This is a genomic window from Streptomyces sp. BB1-1-1 (assembly GCF_031597775.1).
Taxonomy (GTDB): domain Bacteria; phylum Actinomycetota; class Actinomycetes; order Streptomycetales; family Streptomycetaceae; genus Streptomyces; species Streptomyces thinghirensis.
The window spans coordinates 6,313,465-6,337,474 of record NZ_CP134203.1; the positions used below are offsets into that span (position 1 = coordinate 6,313,465).

20 protein-coding genes are annotated in these 24,010 nt (G+C 70.6%); 18 read left to right on the top strand and 2 right to left on the bottom strand.

Features of this window, described 5'->3' with window-relative positions; translation table 11 throughout:
• Positions 1 to 39 precede the first annotated feature (39 nt).
• From RI578_RS28890 to divIVA, 13 genes are all read left to right on the top strand, one after another.
• Positions 40 to 1,560: a UDP-N-acetylmuramoyl-L-alanyl-D-glutamate--2,6-diaminopimelate ligase gene (locus tag RI578_RS28890; RefSeq protein ID WP_310875886.1), complete on the top strand. Its 1,521-nt coding sequence runs from the start codon at positions 40 to 42 to the stop codon at positions 1,558 to 1,560.
• Between the two features lie 49 nt (positions 1,561 to 1,609).
• The gene (gene murF, locus RI578_RS28895; protein ID WP_310873806.1) at positions 1,610 to 3,025 is read left to right on the top strand and encodes a UDP-N-acetylmuramoyl-tripeptide--D-alanyl-D-alanine ligase; all 1,416 of its coding nucleotides are present in this window, start codon (positions 1,610 to 1,612) and stop codon (positions 3,023 to 3,025) included.
• Positions 3,025 to 4,116, top strand: a complete 1,092-nt coding sequence (gene mraY, locus RI578_RS28900; RefSeq protein WP_121746548.1) for a phospho-N-acetylmuramoyl-pentapeptide-transferase — start codon at positions 3,025 to 3,027, stop codon at positions 4,114 to 4,116. The genes murF and mraY overlap by 1 nt, the downstream gene beginning before the upstream one ends.
• Before the next feature lie 11 nt (positions 4,117 to 4,127).
• A complete protein-coding gene (murD, locus tag RI578_RS28905; protein ID WP_310875887.1) occupies positions 4,128 to 5,543 on the top strand; it encodes a UDP-N-acetylmuramoyl-L-alanine--D-glutamate ligase in 1,416 nt (471 codons plus the stop codon).
• A 76-nt stretch (positions 5,544 to 5,619) separates the two neighbouring features.
• A complete protein-coding gene (gene ftsW / locus RI578_RS28910; protein WP_310873807.1) occupies positions 5,620 to 6,990 on the top strand; it encodes a putative lipid II flippase FtsW in 1,371 nt (456 codons plus the stop codon).
• 6 nt (positions 6,991 to 6,996) lie between these two features.
• Positions 6,997 to 8,091, top strand: a complete 1,095-nt coding sequence (gene murG / locus RI578_RS28915) for an undecaprenyldiphospho-muramoylpentapeptide beta-N-acetylglucosaminyltransferase (RefSeq protein ID WP_210958995.1) — start codon at positions 6,997 to 6,999, stop codon at positions 8,089 to 8,091.
• Between the two features lie 25 nt (positions 8,092 to 8,116).
• Positions 8,117 to 8,911 carry a cell division protein FtsQ gene (gene ftsQ, locus RI578_RS28920; RefSeq protein WP_310873808.1) on the top strand — a complete coding sequence of 265 codons (795 nt, stop codon included), beginning with the start codon at positions 8,117 to 8,119 and terminating at the stop codon, positions 8,909 to 8,911.
• A 286-nt stretch (positions 8,912 to 9,197) separates the two neighbouring features.
• Positions 9,198 to 10,406 (top strand): cell division protein FtsZ, encoded by a 1,209-nt coding sequence (ftsZ, locus tag RI578_RS28925; RefSeq protein WP_310873809.1) that lies wholly within the window; start codon positions 9,198 to 9,200, stop codon positions 10,404 to 10,406.
• Positions 10,403 to 11,131 (top strand): peptidoglycan editing factor PgeF, encoded by a 729-nt coding sequence (gene pgeF, locus RI578_RS28930; protein ID WP_310873810.1) that lies wholly within the window; start codon positions 10,403 to 10,405, stop codon positions 11,129 to 11,131. Before ftsZ ends, pgeF begins: the two co-directional genes overlap by 4 nt.
• A gap of 6 nt (positions 11,132 to 11,137) precedes the next feature.
• Positions 11,138 to 11,857, top strand: coding sequence for a YggS family pyridoxal phosphate-dependent enzyme (locus tag RI578_RS28935; RefSeq protein ID WP_310873811.1), 720 nt, complete (start codon positions 11,138 to 11,140; stop codon positions 11,855 to 11,857).
• 129 nt (positions 11,858 to 11,986) lie between these two features.
• A complete protein-coding gene (locus RI578_RS28940; RefSeq protein WP_310873812.1) occupies positions 11,987 to 12,628 on the top strand; it encodes a cell division protein SepF in 642 nt (213 codons plus the stop codon).
• An 80-nt stretch (positions 12,629 to 12,708) separates the two neighbouring features.
• A complete protein-coding gene (locus RI578_RS28945; protein WP_007448661.1) occupies positions 12,709 to 12,993 on the top strand; it encodes a YggT family protein in 285 nt (94 codons plus the stop codon).
• A 55-nt stretch (positions 12,994 to 13,048) separates the two neighbouring features.
• Positions 13,049 to 14,251 carry an apical growth/hyphal branching protein DivIVA gene (divIVA, locus tag RI578_RS28950; protein ID WP_310873813.1) on the top strand — a complete coding sequence of 401 codons (1,203 nt, stop codon included), beginning with the start codon at positions 13,049 to 13,051 and terminating at the stop codon, positions 14,249 to 14,251.
• A 200-nt stretch (positions 14,252 to 14,451) separates the two neighbouring features.
• Here divIVA and ileS read toward each other — a convergent pair whose 3' ends face one another.
• Positions 14,452 to 17,607, bottom strand: a complete 3,156-nt coding sequence (gene ileS, locus RI578_RS28955; RefSeq protein ID WP_310873814.1) for an isoleucine--tRNA ligase — start codon at positions 17,605 to 17,607, stop codon at positions 14,452 to 14,454.
• Positions 17,608 to 18,201: 594 nt separating this feature from the next.
• Here ileS and RI578_RS28960 point away from each other — a divergent pair.
• The 5 genes from RI578_RS28960 (at position 18,202) to RI578_RS28980 (ending at position 22,861) form a co-directional block, all read left to right on the top strand.
• Positions 18,202 to 18,984, top strand: a complete 783-nt coding sequence (locus RI578_RS28960) for a TraR/DksA family transcriptional regulator (RefSeq protein ID WP_310873815.1) — start codon at positions 18,202 to 18,204, stop codon at positions 18,982 to 18,984.
• A gap of 68 nt (positions 18,985 to 19,052) precedes the next feature.
• Positions 19,053 to 19,646 carry a signal peptidase II gene (lspA, locus tag RI578_RS28965; protein WP_310873816.1) on the top strand — a complete coding sequence of 198 codons (594 nt, stop codon included), beginning with the start codon at positions 19,053 to 19,055 and terminating at the stop codon, positions 19,644 to 19,646.
• Positions 19,647 to 19,758: 112 nt separating this feature from the next.
• On the top strand, positions 19,759 to 20,703 hold the full coding sequence (locus RI578_RS28970; protein WP_310873817.1) for an RluA family pseudouridine synthase: 945 nt from the start codon (positions 19,759 to 19,761) through the stop codon (positions 20,701 to 20,703).
• Entirely contained in the window at positions 20,700 to 21,185 is a 486-nt protein-coding gene (locus tag RI578_RS28975; protein ID WP_310873818.1) for a GNAT family N-acetyltransferase, read from the top strand. The genes RI578_RS28970 and RI578_RS28975 overlap by 4 nt, the downstream gene beginning before the upstream one ends.
• 89 nt (positions 21,186 to 21,274) lie before the next feature.
• Positions 21,275 to 22,861, top strand: coding sequence for a Na+/H+ antiporter (locus tag RI578_RS28980; protein ID WP_310873819.1), 1,587 nt, complete (start codon positions 21,275 to 21,277; stop codon positions 22,859 to 22,861).
• Between the two features lie 24 nt (positions 22,862 to 22,885).
• Here RI578_RS28980 and RI578_RS28985 read toward each other — a convergent pair whose 3' ends face one another.
• A complete protein-coding gene (locus RI578_RS28985) occupies positions 22,886 to 24,010 on the bottom strand; it encodes a mechanosensitive ion channel domain-containing protein (protein WP_310873820.1) in 1,125 nt (374 codons plus the stop codon).

Genomic DNA, 24,010 nt, shown 5'->3' on the forward strand with positions numbered 1-24,010 from the left:
CACGCTGATCAGTCCCAAACCACCCAGAAGGGCCACCCCGTGACCTACCCGGGACCGCCCAGGCCGGTGCGGATCTCCGCCACACCCCTCGCGGAACTCGCCGACCAGCTGGGTGTCACCGCCCCGGACAGCACCGCCGGAGTCACGGGCATCACCCATGACTCGCGCGCCGTCCGCCCCGGTGACCTGTACGCCGCCCTCCCCGGAGCCCGTCTCCACGGCGCCGACTTCGCCACCCAGGCGGCCGGCCTCGGCGCCGCCGCCGTGCTGACCGACCCGGCCGGCGCCGAGCGCGTCGCCGCCACCGGGCTGCCGGCGCTCGTCGTCGACGACCCGCGCGCGCGGATGGGCGAACTGGCGGCCACGATCTACGGCCACCCCGGCCGCGATCTCCTCCAGATCGGCATCACCGGCACCTCCGGCAAGACCACCACCGCCTACCTCGTCGAGGGCGGCCTGCGCACGGCGAAGTCCACCGGGCTCATCGGCACGGTCGAGATGCGCATCGGCGACGAGCGCATCAAGTCCGAGCGCACCACGCCCGAGGCCACCGACCTCCAGGCACTGTTCGCGGTGATGCGCGAGCGCGGCACCGACGCGGTCGCCATGGAGGTCTCCAGCCACGCCCTGGTGCTCGGCCGGGTCGACGCCTGCGTCTTCGACATCGCGGTCTTCACCAACCTCAGCCCGGAGCACATGGAGTTCCACTCCGGCATGGAGGACTACTTCCAGGCGAAGGCGCAGCTCTTCACGCCGGAACGCAGCAAGTTCGGCGTGGTCAACGTCGACGACGAGTACGGGCGCCGCCTCGCGAACGAGGCCACCGTCCCGGTCGTCACCTACTCCGCCGAGGGCCACCCCGACGCCGACTGGCGCGCCGACGAGGTCGAGGTCGGCCCGCTGGACTCGACGTTCACCGTGCTCGGACCCAAGGGCGAGCGGATCGCCGCCAAGTCGCCGCTGGCCGGCCCGTTCAACGTGGCGAACACCCTCGCCGCGATCGTCGCCCTCGCCGCCGCCGGGCTCGACCCGCAGACGGCCGCCGACGGCGTCGCCGCGGTGCCGGGGGTGCCGGGCCGCCTGGAGCGCGTGGACGAGGGCCAGCCCTACTTCGCGGTGGTCGACTACGCCCACAAGACCGACGCGGTCGAGTCCGTTCTCAGGGCGCTCCGCAAGGTCACCGAGGGCAAGCTGCACGCCGTGCTCGGCTGCGGCGGCGACCGGGACACCACCAAGCGGGAGCCGATGGGCGCCGCCGTGGCCCGGTTCGCCGACACCGCCGTACTGACCTCCGACAACCCCCGCTCCGAGGACCCCCTCGCGATCCTCGCCACCATGCTCCAGGGCGCGGCGTCCGTGCCCGCGCACGAGCGCGGCGAGGTCCAGGTCTTCGAGGACCGGGCCGCCGCGATCGCCGCCGCCGTCGCCCGGGCCGAGCCCGGCGACACCGTGCTGGTGGCGGGCAAGGGCCACGAGCAGGGCCAGGACATCGCCGGGGTGGTCCGTCCCTTCGACGACCGCCAGGTGCTTCGCGAAGCCATCCAGAAGACCCAGGGATGAGATCCCGAATGATCCAGCCGATCCTGATCCTGATCCAGGGGACGAACTTGTGATCACCCTCTCTCTCGCCGAGATCGCAGAAGTCGTCGGCGGGCGGATGCACGACATACCGGACGCGTCCGTGCAGGTCACCGGGCCGGTCGTCCGGGACTCGCGGGAAGCGGGGCCCGGCAGCCTCTTCGTCGCCTTCGTGGGCGAGCGGGTGGACGGCCACGACTTCGCGCCGGCGGTCGTCGAGGCGGGCGCGGTGGCCGTGCTCGGCTCCCGCCCCGTCGGCGTGCCCGCGATCGTCGTGGACGACGTCCAGGCCGCCCTCGGCGCCCTCGCCCGCCACGTCGTACGGCGCCTCGGCACCACCCTCGTGGCCCTCACCGGGTCCGCCGGCAAGACCAGCACCAAGGACCTCATCGCCCAGGTGCTGCGCCGCAAGGCGCCCACGGTCTTCACGCCGGGTTCCATGAACAACGAGGTCGGGCTGCCGCTCACCGCGCTCACCGCCACCGAGGAGACCAGGTTCCTCGTCCTGGAGATGGGCGCCCGCGGCATCGGCCACATCCGGTACCTCTGCGAGCTGACCCCGCCGAAGATCGGCCTCGTCCTCAACGTCGGCTCCGCGCACATCGGCGAGTTCGGCGGCCGGGAGCAGATCGCCCAGGCCAAGGGCGAACTCGTCGAGGCGCTGCCGCCGGCCGAGGAGGGCGGCGCCGCGATCCTCAACGCGGACGACCCCCTCGTACGGGCCATGGCATCCCGAACGAAGGCGAAGGTGATCCTTTTCGGAGAGTCCGGCGAAGCGGACGTTCGCGGTGAGAACGTGCGACTCACGGACAGCGGACAGCCCTCGTTCAGGCTTCACACACCCTCCGGTGCAAGCGATGTGACCATGCGCCTGTACGGTGAGCACCACGTGTCGAACGCGCTCGCCGCGGCCGCCGTCGCCCACGAGTTGGGCATGTCCGCAGACGAGATCGCCACCGCGCTCTCCGAGGCGGGCTCCCTCTCCCGCTGGCGGATGGAGGTCACCGAGCGCCCGGACGGCGTGACGGTCGTCAACGACGCCTACAACGCGAACCCCGAGTCCACGAAGGCCGCGCTGCGTGCGCTGGTGGCCATGGGCAAGGGGCGCCGTACGTGGGCGGTGCTCGGCAAGATGGCCGAGCTCGGGGACGAGGCGCTCGCCGAGCACGACGCGGTCGGGCGGCTCGCCGTCCGGCTCAACGTCAGCAAGCTCGTCGCGGTCGGGGGCAGGGAAGCCCGATGGCTGCAACTGGGCGCATATAACGAGGGTTCGTGGGGTGAGGAGTCGGTGCACGTGTCCGACGCACAGGCGGCGGTCGAACTGTTGCGCAGCGAGTTGCGCCCGGGGGACGTCGTGCTCGTGAAGGCGTCCCGTTCGGTGGGTCTGGAGAGCGTCGCGACGGCGCTGCTCGAGACCGGCGCCGAGGGTGAGGTTGCCGCCCGATGATGAAGCAGATCCTGTTCGCGGGAGTCATTGGCCTTTTCCTGACGCTGGTCGGCACCCCGCTGCTGATCAAGCTGCTGGCCCGCAAGGGCTACGGCCAGTACATCCGCGACGACGGCCCGCGCGAGCACGCCAGCAAGCGCGGTACGCCGACCATGGGCGGTATCGCCTTCATCTTCGCGACGGTCGCCGCCTACTTCCTGGCCAAGGTGATCACCAGCTACCTGGACCCGGAGGCGGACGCGGGGCCGACCTTCTCGGGCCTGCTGGTGCTCGGCCTGATGGTGGGCATGGGCCTGGTCGGCTTCCTCGACGACTACATCAAGATCGTCAAGAGGCGTTCGCTGGGCCTGCGGGCCAAGGCGAAGATGGCCGGCCAGCTCATCGTCGGCATCGGCTTCGCGGTGCTCTCACTCCAGTTCGCGGACAACCGCGGCAACACCCCGGCATCCACCAAGCTGTCGTTCATCACCGACTTCGGCTGGTCGATCGGCCCGGTGCTGTTCGTCATCTGGGCGCTGTTCATGATCCTCGCGATGTCGAACGGCGTGAACCTGACCGACGGTCTGGACGGTCTGGCCACCGGCGCCTCCGTCCTGGTCTTCGGCGCCTACACCTTCATCGGCGTCTGGCAGTTCCAGGAGTCCTGCGCCAACGCGCTGACCCTGACCAACCCGGGCGCCTGCTACGAGGTGAGAGACCCCCTCGACCTCGCGGTGGTCGCCTCCGCCCTGATGGGCGCGTGTCTCGGCTTCCTGTGGTGGAACACCTCGCCGGCCAAGATCTTCATGGGCGACACCGGTTCGCTCGCGCTCGGCGGTGTGCTGGCGGGTCTGGCGATCTGCTCGCGCACCGAGCTGCTGATGGCCATCCTCGGTGGCCTGTTCGTCCTGATCACCATGTCGGTGGTCATCCAGGTCGGCTCCTTCCGCCTCACCGGAAAGCGCGTCTTCCGGATGGCGCCACTCCAGCACCACTTCGAACTCAAAGGCTGGTCCGAGGTCCTTGTCGTGGTCCGTTTCTGGATCATCCAGGGCATCTGTGTGATCGTCGGACTGGGCCTCTTCTACGCGGGATGGGCAGCGGACAAGTGACCTCCTCCTCGGTGCCTTTCGACTTCCAGGGCAAGCACGTCACCGTCGCCGGCCTCGGCGTCTCCGGCGTCCCGGCCGCCAAGGTCCTGCACGGCCTCGGCGCGCGCGTGACCGTCGTCAACGACGGCGACGACGAGCGCGCGCGGGCGCAGGCGGCCGAGCTGGAGGCGCTCGGCGTCACCGTGCGCCTCGGCGACGGCGCCACCCTGCCCGAGGGCACCGAGCTGATCGTCACCGCGCCCGGCTGGAAGCCGGACAAGCCGCTGTTCACGGCGGCGCGCGAGGCCGGCGTCCCGGTCTGGGGCGACGTCGAACTGGCCTGGCGCCTGCGCGGCCGGGACGGCAGAAAAGCAGCGCCCTGGCTCGCGGTCACCGGCACCAACGGCAAGACCACCACCGTCCAGATGCTGGCGTCGATCCTGAAGGCGGCCGGTCTGCGCACCGCCGCCGTCGGCAACATCGGCGTCTCCCTGCTGGACGCGGTCACCGGCGAGACGGAGTACGACGTCCTGGCCGTGGAGCTGTCCAGCTACCAGCTCCACTGGGCGCCATCCCTGCGCGCCCACTCGGCCACCGTCCTCAACCTCGCCCCCGACCACCTCGACTGGCACGGCTCCATGGAGGCGTACGCCGCCGACAAGGGCCGTATCTACGAGGGCAACCGCGTCGCCTGCGTCTACAACGTCGCCGACAAGGCCACGGAGGACCTGGTCCGCGAGGCCGACGTCGAGGAGGGCTGCCGGGCGATCGGCTTCACCCTCGGCACTCCGGCGCCGGGTCAACTCGGCGTCGTGGAGGGCATCCTGGTCGACCGCGCCTTCGTCGAGGACCGGCAGAAGAACGCCCAGGAACTCGCCGAGATCTCCGACGTCAACCCGCCGGCGCCGCACAACATCGCCAACGCCCTTGCCGCCGCCGCCCTCGCCCGTGCCTTCGGCGTCCCCGCCGCGGCCGTACGGGACGGGCTGCGGGCCTTCACGCCCGACGCCCACCGCATCGCGCACGTGGCCGACGTCGACGGTGTGGCGTACGTGGACGACTCCAAGGCCACCAACACCCACGCCACCGAGGCCTCCTTGGCGGCGTACGAGTCGATCGTCTGGATCGCCGGCGGGCTGGCCAAGGGCGCGACCTTCGACGAGCTGGTCACGGGAGCGGCGAAGCGGCTGCGCGGTGCCGTCCTCATCGGCGCCGACCGCGCCCTGATCCGCGAAGCCCTGGCGCGACACGCCCCCGAAGTACCCGTGGTCGACCTCGACCGGACCGACACTGGTGCGATGCTCCAGGCCGTCCAGGAGGCCCAGCGACTCGCCCGGCCCGGCGACACGGTGCTGCTGGCCCCGGCCTGTGCCTCCATGGATATGTTCACCAACTACAACAAGCGCGGTGACGCGTTCGCGGAGGCCGTTCGCGAACTCGGCGCCTGACCCGGCCGCCTCCTGCGCCGGGCGACCTCGGGAGGACGCGTGGGACGGTCCATGCCGACGTACAGCGGAGGCAGCGATGCCCGGTAGTCCCCAGAGCCGTACCGGACGTCCGCCCGTGCAGCGGGCCGCCGAACGACCCCCGGCGCCGAGGCCGCCGCACGAGAACCCCGTGCTCCGCCTGTACCTGCGTCTGCGCCGCGCCTGGGACCGGCCGCTGACCGCGTACTACCTGATCTTCGGCGGCAGCGCGCTGATCACCGTGCTCGGCCTGGTGATGGTCTACTCGGCCTCCCAGATCACCGCGCTCCAGCTCTCGCTGCCCGGGTCGTACTTCTTCCGCAAGCAGGCCCTCGCGGCGCTGATCGGCGCCGGACTGCTCGTGGCCGCCATGAAGATGCCGGTGAAGCTGCACCGGGCGCTGGCCTACCCGATCCTCGCCGGTGCCGTCTTCCTGATGATCCTGGTGCAGGTGCCGGGGATAGGGATGGCGGTCAACGGCAACCAGAACTGGATCGCGCTGGGCGGCTCCTTCCAGATCCAGCCCAGCGAGTTCGGGAAGCTGGCCCTGGTGCTGTGGGGCGCGGACCTGCTGGCCCGCAAGCAGGACAAGAGACTGCTGACCCAGTGGAAGCACATGCTGGTGCCGCTGGTGCCGGCCGCCTTCATGCTGCTCGGGCTCATCATGCTCGGCGGCGACATGGGTACGGCGATCATCCTGACGGCGATCCTGTTCGGCCTGCTGTGGCTGGCGGGCGCGCCCACGCGGCTGTTCGCCGGCGTGCTGTCGGTCGCCGTGCTGCTCGGCTTCATCCTCATCAAGACCAGCCCCAACCGCATGGCCCGGCTGAACTGCATCGGCGCCACCGACCCGGGCCCCGGCGACTCCTGCTGGCAGGCGGTGCACGGCATCTACGCCCTGGCCTCGGGCGGACTGTTCGGTTCCGGGCTCGGTGCGAGTGTGGAGAAATGGGGCCAACTCCCGGAAGCGCACACCGACTTCATCTTCGCCGTCACCGGTGAGGAACTGGGCCTGGCGGGGACGCTGTCGGTGCTCGCCCTCTTCGCGGCTCTAGGCTATGCGGGTATCCGCGTGGCCGGACGCACGGAGGACCCCTTCGTGAGGTATGCCGCGGGAGGCGTGACCACCTGGATCACGGCCCAGGCCGTGATCAACATCGGTGCGGTCCTCGGGCTGCTGCCGATCGCCGGTGTTCCCCTCCCGCTGTTCTCCTACGGGGGTTCCGCCCTGTTGCCGACCATGTTCGCCATCGGACTGCTCATCGCCTTCGCCCGCGACGAGCCCGGTGCGCGGGCGGCGCTCGCGCTGCGGCAACCTCGCTTTGGTAGAAAGCGGGGAACCGGGGGCACCGGGTCCAAGCGGAGCCCACGGAGTTGGAACACGATGCGACGGCGCGCCTCGGCGGCGCGTTCGTCCGGAGAGCGGTGAATTTCGGTGCATGTCGTACTCGCCGGCGGAGGAACCGCGGGCCACATCGAGCCCGCGCTCGCCCTCGCGGACGCCCTGCGCAGGCAGGATCCGACCGTGGGGATCACGGCCCTGGGCACGGAACGCGGCCTCGAGACCCGCCTCGTACCCGAGCGCGGGTACGAACTGGCGCTGATCCCGGCCGTACCGCTGCCGCGCAAGCCCACCCCCGAGCTGATCACCGTCCCGGGCCGGCTGCGCGGCACCATCAAGGCGGCCGAGCAGATCCTGGAGCGCACCAAGGCGGACGCCGTGGCCGGCTTCGGCGGCTACGTCGCGCTGCCCGCCTACCTCGCGGCCAAGCGGCTCGGCGTGCCGATCGTCGTCCACGAGGCCAACGCCCGGCCCGGCCTGGCCAACAAGATCGGCTCGCGGTACGCCGCGCAGGTCGCCGTCTCGACCCCTGACAGCAAGCTGCGCAACTCCCGCTACATCGGCATCCCGCTGCGCCGCTCCATCGCCACGCTGGACCGGGCCGCCGCCCGTCCCGAGGCCCGCGCGATGTTCGGGCTCGACCCCAACCTGCCCACGCTGCTGGTCACCGGTGGCTCGCAGGGCGCCCGCCGCCTCAACGAGGTGGTCCAGCAGGTCGCGCCCTGGCTCCAGCAGGCAGGCATCCAGATCCTGCACGCGGTCGGGCCCAAGAACGAACTGCCGCAGGTGCACCAGATGCCGGGGATGCCCCCGTACATCCCGGTAAGTTACCTGGACCGGATGGACCTCGCGTACGCCGCGGCCGACATGATGCTCTGCCGCGCGGGCGCGATGACCGTCGCCGAACTCTCCGCCGTCGGGCTCCCGGCCGCCTACGTTCCGCTGCCCATCGGCAACGGCGAACAGCGGCTCAACGCGCAGCCGGTGGTCAAGGCCGGCGGCGGACTGCTGGTCGACGACGCGGAACTGACGCCCGAGTGGCTGCAGCACAACGTCCTCCCCGTGCTCGCCGATCCGCACCGGCTGTACGAGATGTCCCGCGCCGCCGCCGAGTTCGGCCGCCGGGACGCCGACGACCTCCTCGTCGGCATGGTGTACGAGGCGATCGCCGCCCGTGCGCACCGCTAGTCAGGGATGACGGAAGGCAGGGAGCGTGGCCGGACCGAGCACCGCCGAGCGCGGTGAACGCCAGCAGGAGTCGTCCGGCCCGCCCCGTGCGCGCCGGTTCGGCCCGCCCCGTCTTCGTACGATCATCATCCTGATCGTCGCTCTCGCGCTCGTGGCGGGCGGGACCGTCTGGCTCCTCTACGGCTCGAACTGGACGCGGGTGGAACGCGTGTCGGTCTCCGGTACTCGCGTACTGACGCCCGCTCAGGTGCGCGAGGCGGCCGACGTGCCCGTCGGGGACCCGCTGATCTCCGTGGACACCGAGGCGGTCGAGGCGCGGCTGCGCCGTAATTTGCCCCGTATCGACGAGGTCGGTGTGGAACGTTCCTGGCCGCACGGAATCGACCTGAAAGTGACAGAGCGCACTCCGGTTCTGATTGTGCAAAAGGGCCGAAAGTTCGTGGAAGTGGACGATGAAGGCATCCGTTTCGCCACGGTTTCCCAGGCCCCGAAAGGCGTTCCCACGCTGGAATTGAAGCCCGCCCGGTCCGGCTCCGCCGCGGCGAGCCTGCGCCGCTTCGACGAGGACCGCCTGGTGCGGGAGGCGGTGCGGGTGGCCGGCCGCCTCCCGGCCGCGGTCGCCCGGGACACACGGACCGTCAAGGTCCGTTCCTACGACGACATCTCGCTGGAGTTGAGCGGCGACCGGACCGTGGCGTGGGGGAGCGGTGAGCAGGGCGTGCGGAAAGCGCGAGCGCTCACCGCGCTGATGAAAGCGGCGCCCGATGCGCGGCACTTCGACGTGAGTGTCCCCACCGCCCCCGCGTCATCGAGGAGTTGACGGGTATATGTGCAGGCCAGCACCCTGGTTGGGCAGCGCTACGGCTGATCACATAGGGTGAAAAGAAAAACGGGAGGTTCGGCGTGTTCGTTGAACGTGCGCCACTTGTCGACTTAGTGTCCTGTTCAGAAGACTTCAAGGAACAGACACACTGGTAACCCTAAACTTCAGCGTTAGGGTTCGGGTCGGCGCTACGGACCGTCCCATTCGGCATCAGTCGCCGGGTCGCGGGGCACAGTGCCCCGGCGATTCGACGACACGTAACTCGAGGCGAGAGGCCTTCGACGTGGCAGCACCGCAGAACTACCTCGCAGTCATCAAAGTCATCGGTGTCGGCGGCGGTGGTGTCAATGCCATCAACCGGATGATCGAGGTCGGTCTCAAGGGCGTCGAGTTCATCGCCATCAACACCGACGCGCAAGCTCTGTTGATGAGCGACGCCGACGTCAAGCTCGACGTCGGCCGCGAACTCACCCGCGGACTCGGCGCCGGAGCCAACCCGGCCGTCGGCCGCAAGGCCGCCGAGGACCACCGCGAGGAGATCGAGGAGGTCCTCAAGGGGGCCGACATGGTCTTCGTGACAGCCGGAGAAGGCGGCGGCACCGGCACCGGCGGCGCGCCCGTCGTGGCCAACATCGCCCGCTCGCTCGGCGCCCTCACCATCGGCGTGGTCACCCGCCCGTTCACCTTCGAGGGACGGCGCCGGGCCAACCAGGCCGAGGATGGCATCGCCGAGCTCCGCGAAGAGGTCGACACCCTCATCGTCATCCCCAACGACCGGCTGCTGTCCATCTCGGACCGCCAGGTCAGCGTGCTCGACGCCTTCAAGTCCGCCGACCAGGTCCTGCTCTCCGGTGTCCAGGGCATCACCGACCTCATCACCACGCCCGGCCTGATCAACCTCGACTTCGCCGACGTGAAGTCGGTCATGTCCGAGGCCGGTTCGGCCCTCATGGGCATCGGCTCGGCCCGCGGCGACGACCGCGCGGTGGCCGCCGCCGAGATGGCGATCTCCTCGCCGCTGCTGGAGGCGTCCATCGACGGCGCCCGGGGCGTGCTGCTCTCCATCTCCGGCGGCTCCGACCTCGGCCTGTTCGAGATCAACGAGGCCGCCCAGCTGGTCAGCGAGGCCGCCCACCCCGAGGCCAACATCATCTTCGGCGCGGTCATCGACGACGCCCTGGGCGACGAGGTCCGGGTCACCGTGATCGCGGCCGGCTTCGACGGGGGCCAGCCGCCGTCCAAGCAGCGGGACAACGTCCTCGGCTCCTCCACCTCGGGCAAGCGCGAGGAGCCCACCCCGGCACGGCAGACCGAGAGCCGTCCGTCCTTCGGCTCGCTCGGCAGCGTCAAGCCGAAGGAGGAGCCGGAGCCGGCGCCCGCGCAGGAGCCGGTCAGCGACCTGCCGCCGGTCTCCCCGCCGCCGGTCCCGCCGTCGAGGACCTACTCGGACAGCGCGGCCGAGGAACTGGACGTGCCGGACTTCCTGAAGTGATAGGACAGCGCGACACCGTGAACGGCGCGCACTTCGGCTTCACCGACAGGTGGGGCGGAGTGAGCGCCGTTCCGTACGAGGAGCTCAACCTCGGCGGCGCGGTCGGCGACGACCCCGGCGCCGTGACGGCCAACCGGGAGCTGGCGGCCAAGTCGCTGGGCGTCGACCCGGCCCGGGTGGTCTGGATGAACCAGGTGCACGGGGCCGACGTCGCCGAGGTCGACGGACCCTGGGGGGACCGCCCGGTCCCGCGGGTCGACGCGGTCGTCACCGCCGAACGCGGCCTCGCCCTCGCCGTCCTCACCGCCGACTGCGTGCCCGTCCTGCTCGCCGACCCCGTCGCCGGCGTCGCCGCCGCGGCCCACGCGGGCCGGCCCGGCCTGGTCGCCGGGGTCGTCCCCGCCGCCGTACGGGCCATGACCGCACTCGGCGCGGACCCCGCCCGGATCATCGCCCGCACCGGACCCGCCGTGTGCGGCCGGTGCTATGAGATGCCCGAGGAGATGCGCGCCGAGGTGGCAGCCGTCGAACCGGCGGCGTACGCGGTGACGAGCTGGGGCACACCGGCGGTCGACGTGGGCGCCGGAGTGCACGCGCAGCTCGAACGCCTCGGGGTGCGCGACCGGGCGCAGTCGCCGGTGTGCACCCGGGAGTCGAAGGACCACTTCTCGTACCGACGCGACCGCACCACCGGGCGGCTCGCGGGCTATGTCTGGCTGGACTGATGGGGCATGACGGACCGTAAGCAGGAACTCGCCGAGAACCTGGCGAAAGTGGAAGAGCGCATCGCCGCGGCGTGCGAGGCCGCAGGCCGCCGCCGCGACGAGGTGACCCTCATCGTGGTCACCAAGACCTACCCGGCGGACGATGTGCGAATTCTCTCCGAACTCGGTGTGCGTCACGTCGCAGAGAACCGCGACCAGGACGCGGCACCGAAGGCCGCCGCATGCTCGGATCTGCCGCTTTCGTGGCATTTCGTCGGTCAGTTGCAGACCAACAAGGTGCGGTCCGTGGTCGGTTACGCGGATGTCGTGCAGTCGGTCGACCGGGCCAAGCTCGTCACGGCCCTGTCGAAGGAGGCCGTGCGGGCCGGGCGCGAGGTGGGCTGCCTCCTCCAGGTCGCGCTCGACGCGGGGGAGAACGCGCGCGGTGACCGCGGTGGCGTCTCGCCCGCGGGAATCGAAGAGTTGGCCGACCTGGTCGCCCGGTCCGAGGGGCTGCGGCTCGACGGACTGATGACCGTGGCCCCGCTCACCGGCGAGTACGCGGGACGCCAAGAGGCGGCGTTCGAGCACCTCATGGATTTGTCGACCTACGTGCGCCGAGCCCATCCGGCTGCGAACATGGTCTCCGCAGGGATGAGTGCGGACCTCGAACAGGCCGTGGCCGCCGGAGCGACACATGTGCGCGTCGGTACTGCGGTACTCGGAGTCCGACCCAGGCTCGGGTAACGTCGCCAAGAAGTCGGACCACAGCAGAAAATATGGTCATTACCGCCGAAAGGCGGACGCAACGACCTCGTGGATCGCAGGCAATTGGCAGTCGTCAGCCGATCCACCACAGAGCGGAGGACTCAGAGCATGGCCGGCGCGATGCGCAAGATGGCGGTCTACCTCGGCCTCGTGGAGGACGATGGGTACGACGGCCGGGGGTTCGACCCCGATGACGACTTCGAACCGGAACTGGACCCGGAGCCCGAGCGGGACCACCGGCGGCATGAACCGGCGCACCAGTCGCATGGTTCACATCAGCCTCTAAGGGACGAAGAGGTACGAGTCGTACAACCGCCCGCGCCGCGCGAGCCGGTGCCCCGGGCCGCTTCGCTCGCGGCGGAATCGGGTCGCCCGGCGCGTATCGCGCCCGTGGCATCCATCACACAAGAACGCGCAAGCCTGGAAAAGAGCGCACCGGTCATCATGCCCAAGGTCGTGTCCGAACGAGAGCCCTACCGGATCACCACGCTTCACCCCCGGACCTACAACGAGGCCCGTACCATCGGGGAACACTTCCGTGAGGGCACGCCGGTGATCATGAATCTCACTGAGATGGATGACACAGATGCGAAGCGACTTGTCGACTTTGCGGCCGGTTTGGTGTTTGGTCTTCACGGCAGTATCGAGCGGGTGACGCAGAAGGTGTTCCTGCTGTCTCCTGCTAACGTCGATGTCACGGCGGAGGACAAGGCCCGCATCGCAGAGGGCGGGTTCTTCAACCAGAGCTGAGACGCACCACCGGTACAGAGCAAGAACGCGGATCCGACAACGGGTCCGAGGGATGGTCAGGGGAGAGGGAAGCACAGGTCATGAGCGTGGTCCTGGATGTCGTCTACATCGCGCTGATGTGCTTCCTCATCGTGCTCATCTTCCGGTTGGTCATGGACTACGTCTTCCAGTTCGCCCGCTCGTGGCAACCCGGCAAGGCGATGGTGGTCGTTCTGGAGGCCACCTACACTGTCACCGATCCACCGTTGAAGCTTCTGCGGCGGTTCATTCCGCCGCTGCGTCTCGGGGGCGTGGCGCTCGACCTGTCCTTCTTCGTACTGATGATCATCGTCTACATCCTGATCTCGATCGTGAGCCGGCTGTGATCGATGTGAGAGATACGGGCTTGCCGAATGCCGACGACAACGTTGAGGTGAAGAGATGCCGTTGACCCCCGAGGACGTGCGGAACAAGCAGTTCACGACCGTCCGCCTCCGAGAAGGCTATGACGAGGACGAGGTCGATGCCTTCCTCGACGAGGTCGAAGCCGAACTGACCCGACTGCTCCGCGAGAACGAGGACCTGCGCGCCAAACTGGCCGCGGCGACGCGCGCGGCTGCGCAGAATCAGCAGAACATGCGCAAGCCCCCGGAACCGCCGCAGGACCAGCAGCAGCAACAACAGCAGCAGCACCAGCAACAGCAGCACCAGCAGCAGCACCCTCAGCAGGGGGGTATGCCGCAGCAGGGCATGCGAGGTCCCGGCGCTCCGGTGCCCGCCGGCATATCGGGCCCGCCGCAGCAGCAGATGGGTGGCCCCATGGGTGGCCCGCCCCAGCTGCCCAGCGGTGCTCCGCAGCTGCCCGCCGGTCCCGGCGGTCAGGGTGGCCCGCAGGGTCCCGGCCCGATGGGTCAGGGTCCCGGGCCGATGGGCCAGGGTGGCCACGGCCCGATGCAGGGCCAGATGGGTCCCGGTCCGATGGGTGGCCCCATGGGCGGCCCGCAGGGTCCCGGTGGCCCCGGCATGCCCGGTCAGGGCGGCCCCGGCGGCGACAGCGCCGCCCGTGTCCTCTCGCTGGCCCAGCAGACCGCCGACCAGGCGATCGCCGAGGCTCGTTCCGAGGCCAACAAGATCGTCGGCGAGGCGCGTTCGCGTGCCGAGGGTCTGGAGCGGGACGCCCGTGCCAAGGCCGACGCCCTGGAGCGGGACGCGCAGGAGAAGCACCGTGTCGCGATGGGCTCCCTGGAGTCCGCGCGCGCCACGCTGGAGCGCAAGGTCGAGGACCTGCGCGGCTTCGAGCGCGAGTACCGGACGCGGCTGAAGTCGTACCTGGAGTCGCAGCTGCGTCAGCTGGAGACCCAGGCGGACGACTCGCTCGCCCCGCCGCGTACGCCCGCGACGGCTTCTCTGCCGCCGTCCCCGGCGCCCTCGATGGCTCCGGCCGGCGCGAGTGCGCCGTCGTACGGCGGCAACCAGTCGATGGGCAGCGGACCGAGCCAGAACGGTCCGTCCTACGGCGGTCAGCAGCAGATGTCGCCGGCGATGACCCAGCCGATGGCTCCGGTGCGGCCGCAGGGGCCGTCGCCGATGGGACAGGCGCCCTCGCCGATGCGCGGGTTCCTGATCGACGAGGACGACAACTGACGAACGGTAGTACGGCGTAGCCGTCGGCAGCGTTCAGGGCGGGCCCCGGGTTTCTGACCCGGGGCCCGCCCTTTTGTCGTGCAGCGGCACCCGGCCGGCGCCGGCGAGCGAACCCACCCCCGGCCCGCACCGGTGGACAGCACTGGGCCCGGCACCCCTCGCGGGAGGGAGGCCGGGCCCAGGTGCTGTGCGGCTACTGACTACTGCTTGCGCAGGCGGAACGCCAGGGACAGGCCCTCGTCCGTGAACGGCTCCCCGTACGCGTCGTCCGCCTCGCCCTGTGCGAAGTCCGTCGCCAGGACCTCGTCGGCGATCAGACCGCTGTGCTCGGTCAGGGCGGCGACCGTCGCCTCGTCCGTGGCCGTCCACCGCAGCGCGATCCGGTCGGCGACGTCGAGGCCGCTGTTCTTGCGGGCCTCCTGGATCAGGCGGATCGCGTCCCGGGCGAGACCGGCCCGGCGCAGCTCCTCCGTGATCTCCAGGTCCAGCGCCACCGTCGCGCCCGAGTCGGAGGCGACCGACCAGCCCTCGCGCGGCGTCTCCGTGATGATCACCTCGTCGGGGGCGAGGGCGACCGTCTCGCCGTCGACCTCCACCGACGCAGTGCCCTCGCGCAGGGCGAGGGAGAGCGCCGCGGCGTCCGTGTTCGCGACGGCCTTCGCGACGTCCTGGACGCGCTTGCCGAACCGCTTGCCCAGCGCACGGAAGTTGGCCTTCGCCGTCGTGTCGACCAGGCTGCCGCCGACCTCGCTCAGCGACGCGAGCGACTCGACGTTCAGCTCCTCGGTGATCTGCGAGTGCAGCTCGGGAGAGAGCGTGTCGAAGCCCGACACGGCGATCAGCGCGCGGCTGAGCGGCTGGCGGGTCTTGACGCCCGACTCCGCGCGTGTGGCACGGCCCAGTTCGACCAGGCGGCGGACCAGCACCATCTGCTTAGACAGCTCCGGGTCGATCGCCGACAGGTCCGCCTCCGGCCACGAGGACAGGTGCACCGACTCGGGGGCGCCCGGGGTGACCGGCACGACCAGGTCCTGCCAGACCCGCTCGGTGATGAACGGGGTCAGCGGGGCCATGAGCTTGGTGACCGTCTCGACGACCTCGTGCAGCGTGCGCAGCGCGGCCTTGTCGCCCTGCCAGAAGCGGCGGCGGGAGCGGCGTACGTACCAGTTGGACAGGTCGTCGACGAACGCGGACAGCAGCTTGCCGGCGCGCTGGGTGTCGTAGGCGTCCAGCGCCTGCGTGACCTGGTCGGTGAGCGCGTGCAGCTCGGAGAGCAGCCAGCGGTCCAGGACCGGGCGGTCGGCGGGCGCCGGGTCTGCCTCGCTCGGGGACCAGCCCGTGGTGCGGGCGTACAGGGCCTGGAAGGCGACCGTGTTCCAGTAGGTGAGGAGCGTCTTGCGGACGACCTCCTGGATGGTGCCGTGACCGACCCGCCGGGCCGCCCACGGGGAGCCGCCGGCCGCCATGAACCAGCGGACGGCGTCCGCGCCGTGCCGGTCCATGAGCGGGACCGGGTCCAGGGTGTTGCCCAGGTGCTTGGACATCTTGCGGCCGTCCTCGGCGAGGATGTGGCCGAGGCAGACGACGTTCTCGTAACTCGACTTGTCGAAGACCAGGGTGCCGACCGCCATCAGCGTGTAGAACCAGCCGCGGGTCTGGTCGATGGCCTCGCAGATGAACTGCGCCGGGTACCGGCTCTCGAACAACTCCTTGTTCTTGTGCGGGTAGCCCCACTGCGCGAACGGCATCGAGCCCGAGTCGTACCAGGCGTCGATGACCTCCGGAACGCGCGTGGCGGTCTTGCCGCACCCGTCCTGCGGGCACGCGAAGGTGACCTCGTCGATGTACGGGCGGTGCGGGTCCAGGGTGGACTGGTCGGTGCCGGTCAGCTCGGTCAGTTCGGCGCGAGAGCCCGCCACCGTGAGGTGGTCGTCCTCGCAGCGCCAGATGGGCAGCGGGGTGCCCCAGTAGCGGTTGCGGGAGAGGGCCCAGTCGATGTTGTTGTTCAGCCAGTCGCCGTACCGGCCGTGCTTGACCGAGTCCGGGAACCAGTTGGTCTTCTCGTTCTCCTGGAGGAGACGGTCCTTGACCGCCGTGGTGCGGATGTACCAGGACGGCTGCGCGTAGTACAGCAGCGCGGTGTGGCAGCGCCAGCAGTGCGGGTAGCTGTGCTCGTACGGGATGTGCTTGAAGAGCAGGCCCCGGGTGTCCAGGTCCTCCGTCAGCTGCTCGTCGGCCTTCTTGAAGAAGACGCCGCCGACCAGCGGGAGGCCCTCCTCGAAGGTGCCGTCCGGACGGACCGGGTTGACCACGGGCAGGCCGTAGGCGCGGCAGACCTTGAGGTCGTCCTCACCGAAGGCGGGGGACTGGTGGACGAGGCCGGTGCCGTCCTCGGTGGTGACGTAGTCGGCGTTCACCACGTAGTGGGCGGGCTCGGGGAACTCCACCAGCTCGAAGGGGCGCTGGTACGTCCAGCGCTCCATCTCGGCGCCGGTGAAGGTCTGGCCGGTGGTCTCCCAGCCCTCGCCGAGGGCCTTGCCGACCAGCGGCTCGGCGACGACGAGCTTCTCCGTACCTTCCGGGCCCTTCGTGGCGACGACGTAGGTGACCTCGGGGTGCGCGGCGACCGCCGTGTTGGACACCAGGGTCCAGGGCGTGGTCGTCCAGATCAGGAGCGCGGCCTCACCGGCCAGCGGGCCGGAGGTCAGCGGGAAGCGCACGAAGACGGACGGGTCGACGACCGTCTCGTAGCCCTGCGCCAGCTCGTGGTCGGACAGGCCGGTGCCGCAGCGGGGGCACCAGGGGGCGACGCGGTGGTCCTGGACCAGCAGGCCCTTGTCGAAGATCTCCTTCAGCGACCACCAGACGGACTCGATGTACTCGGGGTCCATCGTGCGGTACGGGTCCTGGAGGTCGGCCCAGTAACCCATGCGGGTCGTGAGCTCCTCGAAGGCGTCGGTGTGGCGGGTCACCGATTCGCGGCACTTGGCGTTGAACTCGGCGATGCCGTACGCCTCGATGTCCTGCTTGCCGGAGAAGCCCAGCTCCTTCTCCACCGCCAGCTCGACCGGCAGGCCGTGGCAGTCCCAGCCGGCCTTGCGGCCCACGTGGTATCCGCGCATGGTGCGGAAACGGGGGAAGACGTCCTTGAAGACGCGGGCCTCGATGTGGTGGGCGCCCGGCATGCCGTTCGCGGTGGGCGGGCCCTCGTAGAACACCCACTCGGGGCGGCCCTCGGACTGCTCCAGGCTCTTGGCGAAGATCTTCTGCTCGCGCCAGAAGTCGAGCACCGCGTGTTCGAGCGCGGGCAGGTCGACCTGGGCGGGCACCTGGCGGTACTGCGGCTGCGTATTCAACGAGCTTCCTCCGGCGGACGTGCTGCCTTCCGTCGGAGGGACGAGAGCCGTGCTCCCGCGGTACCACCCTCCTTGGCTCCCCGGTGCGTCGTGTGCGCCGATGAGCCCCCTCATTGGGGTCGCGAGCCGGTTCTACTCGCCGTGACCTCTCCGTCACGGCTTTCTTCCGGCGGCTCCGGGGTGATCTTCACGTCGCGCTCGCCCCCGGGCTCACACCGTCCCCGGGTCGCTCTGGGCCGCTTACGCCGCTACTCGTCCCCATCCACGCTTTTCGCTGCGCCCAGTGTACGGCGCCGAGCGGACAGCGGCCGACCGGTTTTGGCGCCGGGTGGAGCGGGGGTGCCGTACGGCCTCCTCGCGGTCCGGTGTGACCCGAATGCCGCGGCCGGGCATTCGGTTCCCGGCGGGCCCGGCAGGGGGCCGGCCCGGCGGATTACCGGGCGGGGAGCTGGGCACAACGCATGCATGCTCGCCGCGCGGCGCACGGTGGGCGGGCGAATCGGGCGGCGTGCCCCGTTGCCGCGGGGCCCAAGTCGATTTATCGTCCCAGCACGATTCGCGCGCAAGATCACAATATGTGAAGGGGCCGCGGCCATGGTGGCGAAGAAGACCGCCGTAGAGCAGTCGGAGGCGACTGAGAAGAAGTCCGCTGCCAAGAAGACGACGGCCGCGAAGAAGAGCACCGAAGACAAGAGCACCACCGCGAAGAAGGCCGCGGCCAAGAAGACCGCGGCCAAGAAGTCCGCGGCGAAGAAGACCGCGGCCCAGAAGGGCACGGCGAAGAAGACCGCTGCGAAGAAGACCGCTGCGAAGAAGACCGCGGCCAAGAAGAGCACGGCGAAGAAGAGCACGGCCAAGAAAGTGGGCGCGGCCGAGGCCGCGGAGCAGACGGGAGCCACGACGGTGGTTGCGAAGAAGACTCCTGGCACGGCCACGGCGGCCAAGACCGCCGTTCCCAAGGCCCGCGGCGCCGCGGACCCCGGCGACCTCGCGGTACGCCCCGGCGAGGAACCCTGGACCCCGCAAGAGGTCGAGGAGGCGCGTGGGGAGCTGCAGTCCGAGGCCGACCGGCTGCGCACCGAGATCGACTCCTCGGAGCGGTCGCTGCAGGGCATGATGCGGGACTCCGGGGACGGTGCCGGCGACGACGAGGCGGACACCGGCAGCAAGAACATCACGCGCGAGCACGAACTGGCGCTGGCCGCCACCGCGCGCGAGGTGCTCACCCAGACCGAGCGCGCCCTGGAACGCCTGGACGCGGGTACCTACGGCCTGTGCGAGAACTGCGGCAACCCCATCGGCAAGGCGCGCATGCAGGCCTTCCCGAGGGCCACCCTGTGCGTCGAGTGCAAGCAGAAGCAGGAGCGACGGTACTGATCAGCCGCCGGGACGGAAGGCGTGCCGTACCCTCGTCCTCAGTCAGGTACCTAGGCTGAGGGACTCACGTGGCAGAGGCGGAGCGCATCATCGGTACGCCGGACACCCCGGACGCGGCGGGGGACGGGCAGGAGCGGCCCGACGCCGAGCAGGAGCAGCCCCCGGAGCGCCCCCGGGGCAAGCGGCGTGTCGCCGTGCTGTTCGCGGTGGCCGCGTTCGCGTACGCCCTCGACCTGGTCAGCAAGATGATCGTGGTCGCCAAGCTGGAGCACCAGGAGCCCATCGAGATCGTCGGGGACTGGCTGCGGTTCGTGGCGATCCGCAACGCGGGCGCGGCCTTCGGCTTCGGCGAGGCCTTCACCGTGATCTTCACGGTGATCGCGGCGGCCGTCATCGTCGTGATCGCCCGCCTCGCGCGCAAGCTCCACAGCCTGCCGTGGGCGATCGCGCTCGGCATGCTGCTCGGCGGCGCCCTCGGCAACCTCACCGACCGGATCTTCCGTGCGCCCGGTGTCTTCGAGGGCGCGGTCGTGGACTTCATCGCGCCCAAGCACTTCGCCGTCTTCAACCTCGCCGACTCGGCGATCGTGTGCGGCGGCATCCTGATCGTCATCCTCTCCTTCCGGGGCCTCGACCCGGACGGGACCGTCCACAAGGACTGACCGCCCACGATGGCCGGCCGTCCACGATGGCCGGCCGTCCACGATGGCCGGACCGTCCACAGGGACCGGGCGCGCGGTCGGGAGTGTCCGGCCCGTCCGGCATACTCGACGGGTGAGCACGATTCCCGAGATCCGTACCCTGCCCGTGCCGGACGGCCTGGAGGGCGAGCGCGTCGACGCCGCCATCTCCCGCATGTTCGGCTTCTCCCGTACCAAGGCCGCGGAGCTCGCCGCGGCGGGCAAGGTGCAGGTCGACGGATCGGTGGTCGGCAAGTCCGAGCGCGTCCACGGCGGCGCCTGGCTCGAGGTCGAGATGCCGCAGGCGCCCGCGCCCGTGCAGATCGTCGCCGAGCCCGTCGAGGGCATGGAGATCGTGCACGACGACGACGACGTGGTCGTGATCGTCAAGCCGGTCGGCGTCGCCGCCCACCCCTCGCCCGGCTGGAGCGGACCGACGGTCATCGGCGGACTGGCCGCCGCCGGGTACCGCATCTCCACGTCCGGCGCCGCCGAGCGGCAGGGCATCGTGCACCGCCTCGACGTGGGCACGTCCGGCCTGATGGCGGTGGCGAAGTCGGAGCGGGCGTACACCTCGCTCAAGCGCCAGTTCAAGGAGCGCACGGTCGACAAGCGCTACCACACGCTCGTGCAGGGCCACCCCGACCCGACCAGCGGCACCATCGACGCCCCCATCGGCCGCCACCCCCAGCACGACTACAAGTGGGCCGTCACCGCCGAGGGCAAGCCCTCCGTCACGCACTACGACCTCATCGAGGCCTTCCGCGCCGCCTCCCTGCTGGACGTGAAGCTGGAGACCGGCCGCACCCACCAGATCCGCGTCCACATGGCCGCCCACCGGCACCCCTGCGTCGGCGACCTGACCTACGGCGCCGACCCCACGCTCGCCAAGCGGCTGCGCCTGACCCGCCAGTGGCTGCACGCCGTACGGCTCGGCTTCGAGCACCCCGGCGACGGGCAGTGGGTCGAGTACGCCAGCGAGTACCCCGACGACCTCCAGCAGGCCCTGGACCTGGTCCGCGAGGAGACCTACGGATGAGTGCCCCGGACCGGGCGCTGTCCTACGCGGTGCGGGTGGCCGAGGATCCTGGTGACCGGGAGGCGTGCTTCGCGGTGCGCAAGGACGTCTTCGTGGTCGAGCAGAAGGTCCCCGAGGACATCGAGTACGACGCCTACGACGCCGACGCCGTGCACGTCCTGGCGGTCCGGGCGGACGGCGTACCGCTGGGTACCGGCCGGCTGCTGCACGGCGAGGCCGCCGCGGCGAAGAACGGTGACGGCGACCCGGCCGTCGGCTCGCTCGGCCGGCTCGCGGTGACCGCGCAGGCCCGCAAACTGGGCGTCGGGGCCGCGCTGGTGCGGGCCGTCGAGGACGCCGCACGCGCGCGCGGACTCACCGCGGTGGACCTGCACGCGCAGACCCACGCCCTGGGTTTCTACGAGCGACTGGGGTACGAGGCATACGGACCCGAGTTCCCCGACGCCGGGATTCCCCACCGCGCGATGCGCCGCGCCCTGTGACCGGGGCGCCGAACGCGCTGGTGGGGCCGGTGGCGTGGCAGGCTTGAGGCCCGCCGTCTGAACGCCGAGACCCCACCGGAGCGCTGACCGTGGATCAGTTGGCCCTGTTGTTCATACTGCTGCTCGGGGCCCTGCTGAGCGTCCCGATCGGTGCCCGGCTCGGGCTGCCGGCACCGGTGCTGATGACGGTCCTCGGCATCGTCCTGGCGCTGCTCGAGTTCGTGCCCAACGTCGACATCCCGCCCGAGCTGATCCTGCCCGCACTGCTGCCGCCGCTGCTCTACGCGGCCGTGCGGCGCACGTCCTGGCGGCAGTTCGCGGCCAACAAGCGCCCGATCTTCCTGCTGGCGGTCGCGCTGGTCTTCGTCACCATGACCTGCGTGGCCGCCGTGGCGAGCGCGGTCGTGCCGGGGCTGCCGATCGCCGCCGCCTTCGCGCTGGGCGCCCTGGTGGCACCGCCCGACCCGGTCGCGGCGACCGCCGTCGCCGGGCAACTGGGGCTGCCGCGCCGCCTGGTCTCCATCCTGGAGGGCGAGGGGCTGTTCAACGACGTCACGGCCATCGTCCTGTACCACGTGGCCATCGCCGCGGCCGTCGGCGGCACCTTCTCGCCGTGGCGGGCCGGGCTCGACCTGGTGCTGTCCGCCGTCGTCGCCGTCGCGGTCGGCCTCGCGCTGGGCTGGGCCACCAACAAGCTGCTGAGCCTGCTGGGGGACGCCACCCTGCAGATCGGCCTGACGCTGCTGGTGCCCTACGGCTCCTACGTCCTGGCCGAGGAACTGCACGGCTCCGGGGTGCTCGCGGTGCTCACCACCGCGATGTTCCTCGCCGAGTACGCCTTCGACGCCGACGACGTGATGACCCGGCTCGCCGGGCACACCGTGTGGGACGTCGTCGACACGCTCGTCACCGGCGTCGCCTTCGGGCTGGTCGGCCTGGAGCTGCACAACGCGATCCGCACGGCCTCCGGACGCTGGACCGAACTGCTCGGCTGGGCCGCGGCGATCGCCGGCGTGGTGATCCTGGTGCGGCTGGTGTGGCTGCTGCCGGCCACCTGGCTGACCAAACGGCTGCACGCCAGACGCGACCACGACGAGGACATCCCCATGTCCCTGCGGGAGACCGTCGTCATGTGGTGGTCGGGGATGCGGGGCGTCGCCTCGGTCGCGCTGGCGCTCGCGATCCCGCTGAAGACGGACGACGGATCCGCCTTCCCGCACCGTGAGGAGATCATCTTCGTCGCGTTCGGCGTGATCATGGTCACACTGCTGCTGCAGGGCCTGACGCTGCCGTGGCTGGTGGGCCGGCTCGGGGTGCGGGCGGACACCGAGCGGGAGAAGGAGTACGAGAAGGAGCTGGCCGTACGGGCGGCGAAGGCGGCGAAGCAGCGGCTCAGGGAGATCGAGTCGGTCGAGGAACTCCCGGAGGAGCTGTCCGAGCAGATGCTGCGGCGGGCCTTCGACATCGGTATGCGGATCAGTCCCGACGTCGGCGACGAGGAGCGGCGCGAGGCGCAGGAGCAGCGGGCCCGGCGGCTGAAGCGGATCCGCCGCATCCAGGGCGAGATGATGAGCGCCGCGCGCCACGAGGTGCTGGCCGCGCGCAGCGAACCCGGTGCCACCCCGGAGATCGTGGACCGGGTGCTGCGCCAGCTGGACGTGCGCAGCCTGCGCTGAGGCGGGCCGCGCACGTCCTCGCGGTCACAGGCTCTTCGACGGCTGTTCCGGAAAGCGGCGGGGGGCTCCGTCCGGGGAGCGGCGGGGGCGCTGGAAGCCGTCGCGGGACGGGCGCAGCGCCGCGTCCGTCGTGTTCACCCGCGGCAGGGCGTACGGGTGCTCGTCGGCGAGCCAGCGGATCATTCCCTCGCGGACCGTGACCCGGACCGTCCAGATGTCGTCCGCGTCCTTCGCCGTCACCAGGGCCCGCACCTGCATGGTGTTGGGGGTGGTGTCGGTGACGGTCAGGTTGTAGTCGCGGCCGTCCCAGGCCGGGCACTCGCGCAGGATGTCGCGCAGCCGCTCCCGCATCGCCTCCAGCGGGGCCGAGTGGTCGAGGTGCCAGAAGACGGTGCCGGTCATCTGCGGGGAGCCGCGCGACCAGTTCTCGAACGGCTTGGACGTGAAGTACGACACCGGCATGGTGATCCGGCGCTCGTCCCAGGTGCGCACGGTCAGGAAGGTGAGTGTGATCTCCTCGACGGTGCCCCACTCCCCGTCCACCACGACCGTGTCGCCCATGCGCACCATGTCGCCGAAGGCGATCTGGAACCCGGCGAACATGTTGCTGAGCGTGGACTGGGCGGCCACACCGGCGACGATGCCGAGGATGCCGGCCGAGGCCAGCAGCGAGGCGCCCGCCGCCTGCATCGCGGGGAACGTCAGCAGCATCGACGACACGGCGACCACGCCGACGACCGCCGAGACCACCCGCATGATCAGCGACACCTGCGTACGCACCCGCCGTACCCGGGCCGGGTTCCGCTCGGCGTGGGCGTGGGCGTAGCGGGAGTACGAGGTCTCGACGATCGCCGCGGCGATCCGGATCACCATCCAGGCCGCCGAGCCGATCAGTACCAGCGTCAGCGTTCGGCCGACCCCCTCCCGGTGGTCGGGGAACACCTGGGCCTCGACGTACGACCCTCTCAGCAGCGCCGAGCAGAGGAAGAGCTGGTAGGGGATGCGGGCACGGCGCAGCAGCCCCCACAGGGGCGTCTCGGGGTGCCGTTCGTCGGCCTTGCGCAGCAGCAGGTCGGTGGCCCATCCGATGACCAGGGTCAGCAGGACGGAGCCGCCGACCACGATCAGGGGGCGGAGTATGGTCTCCAT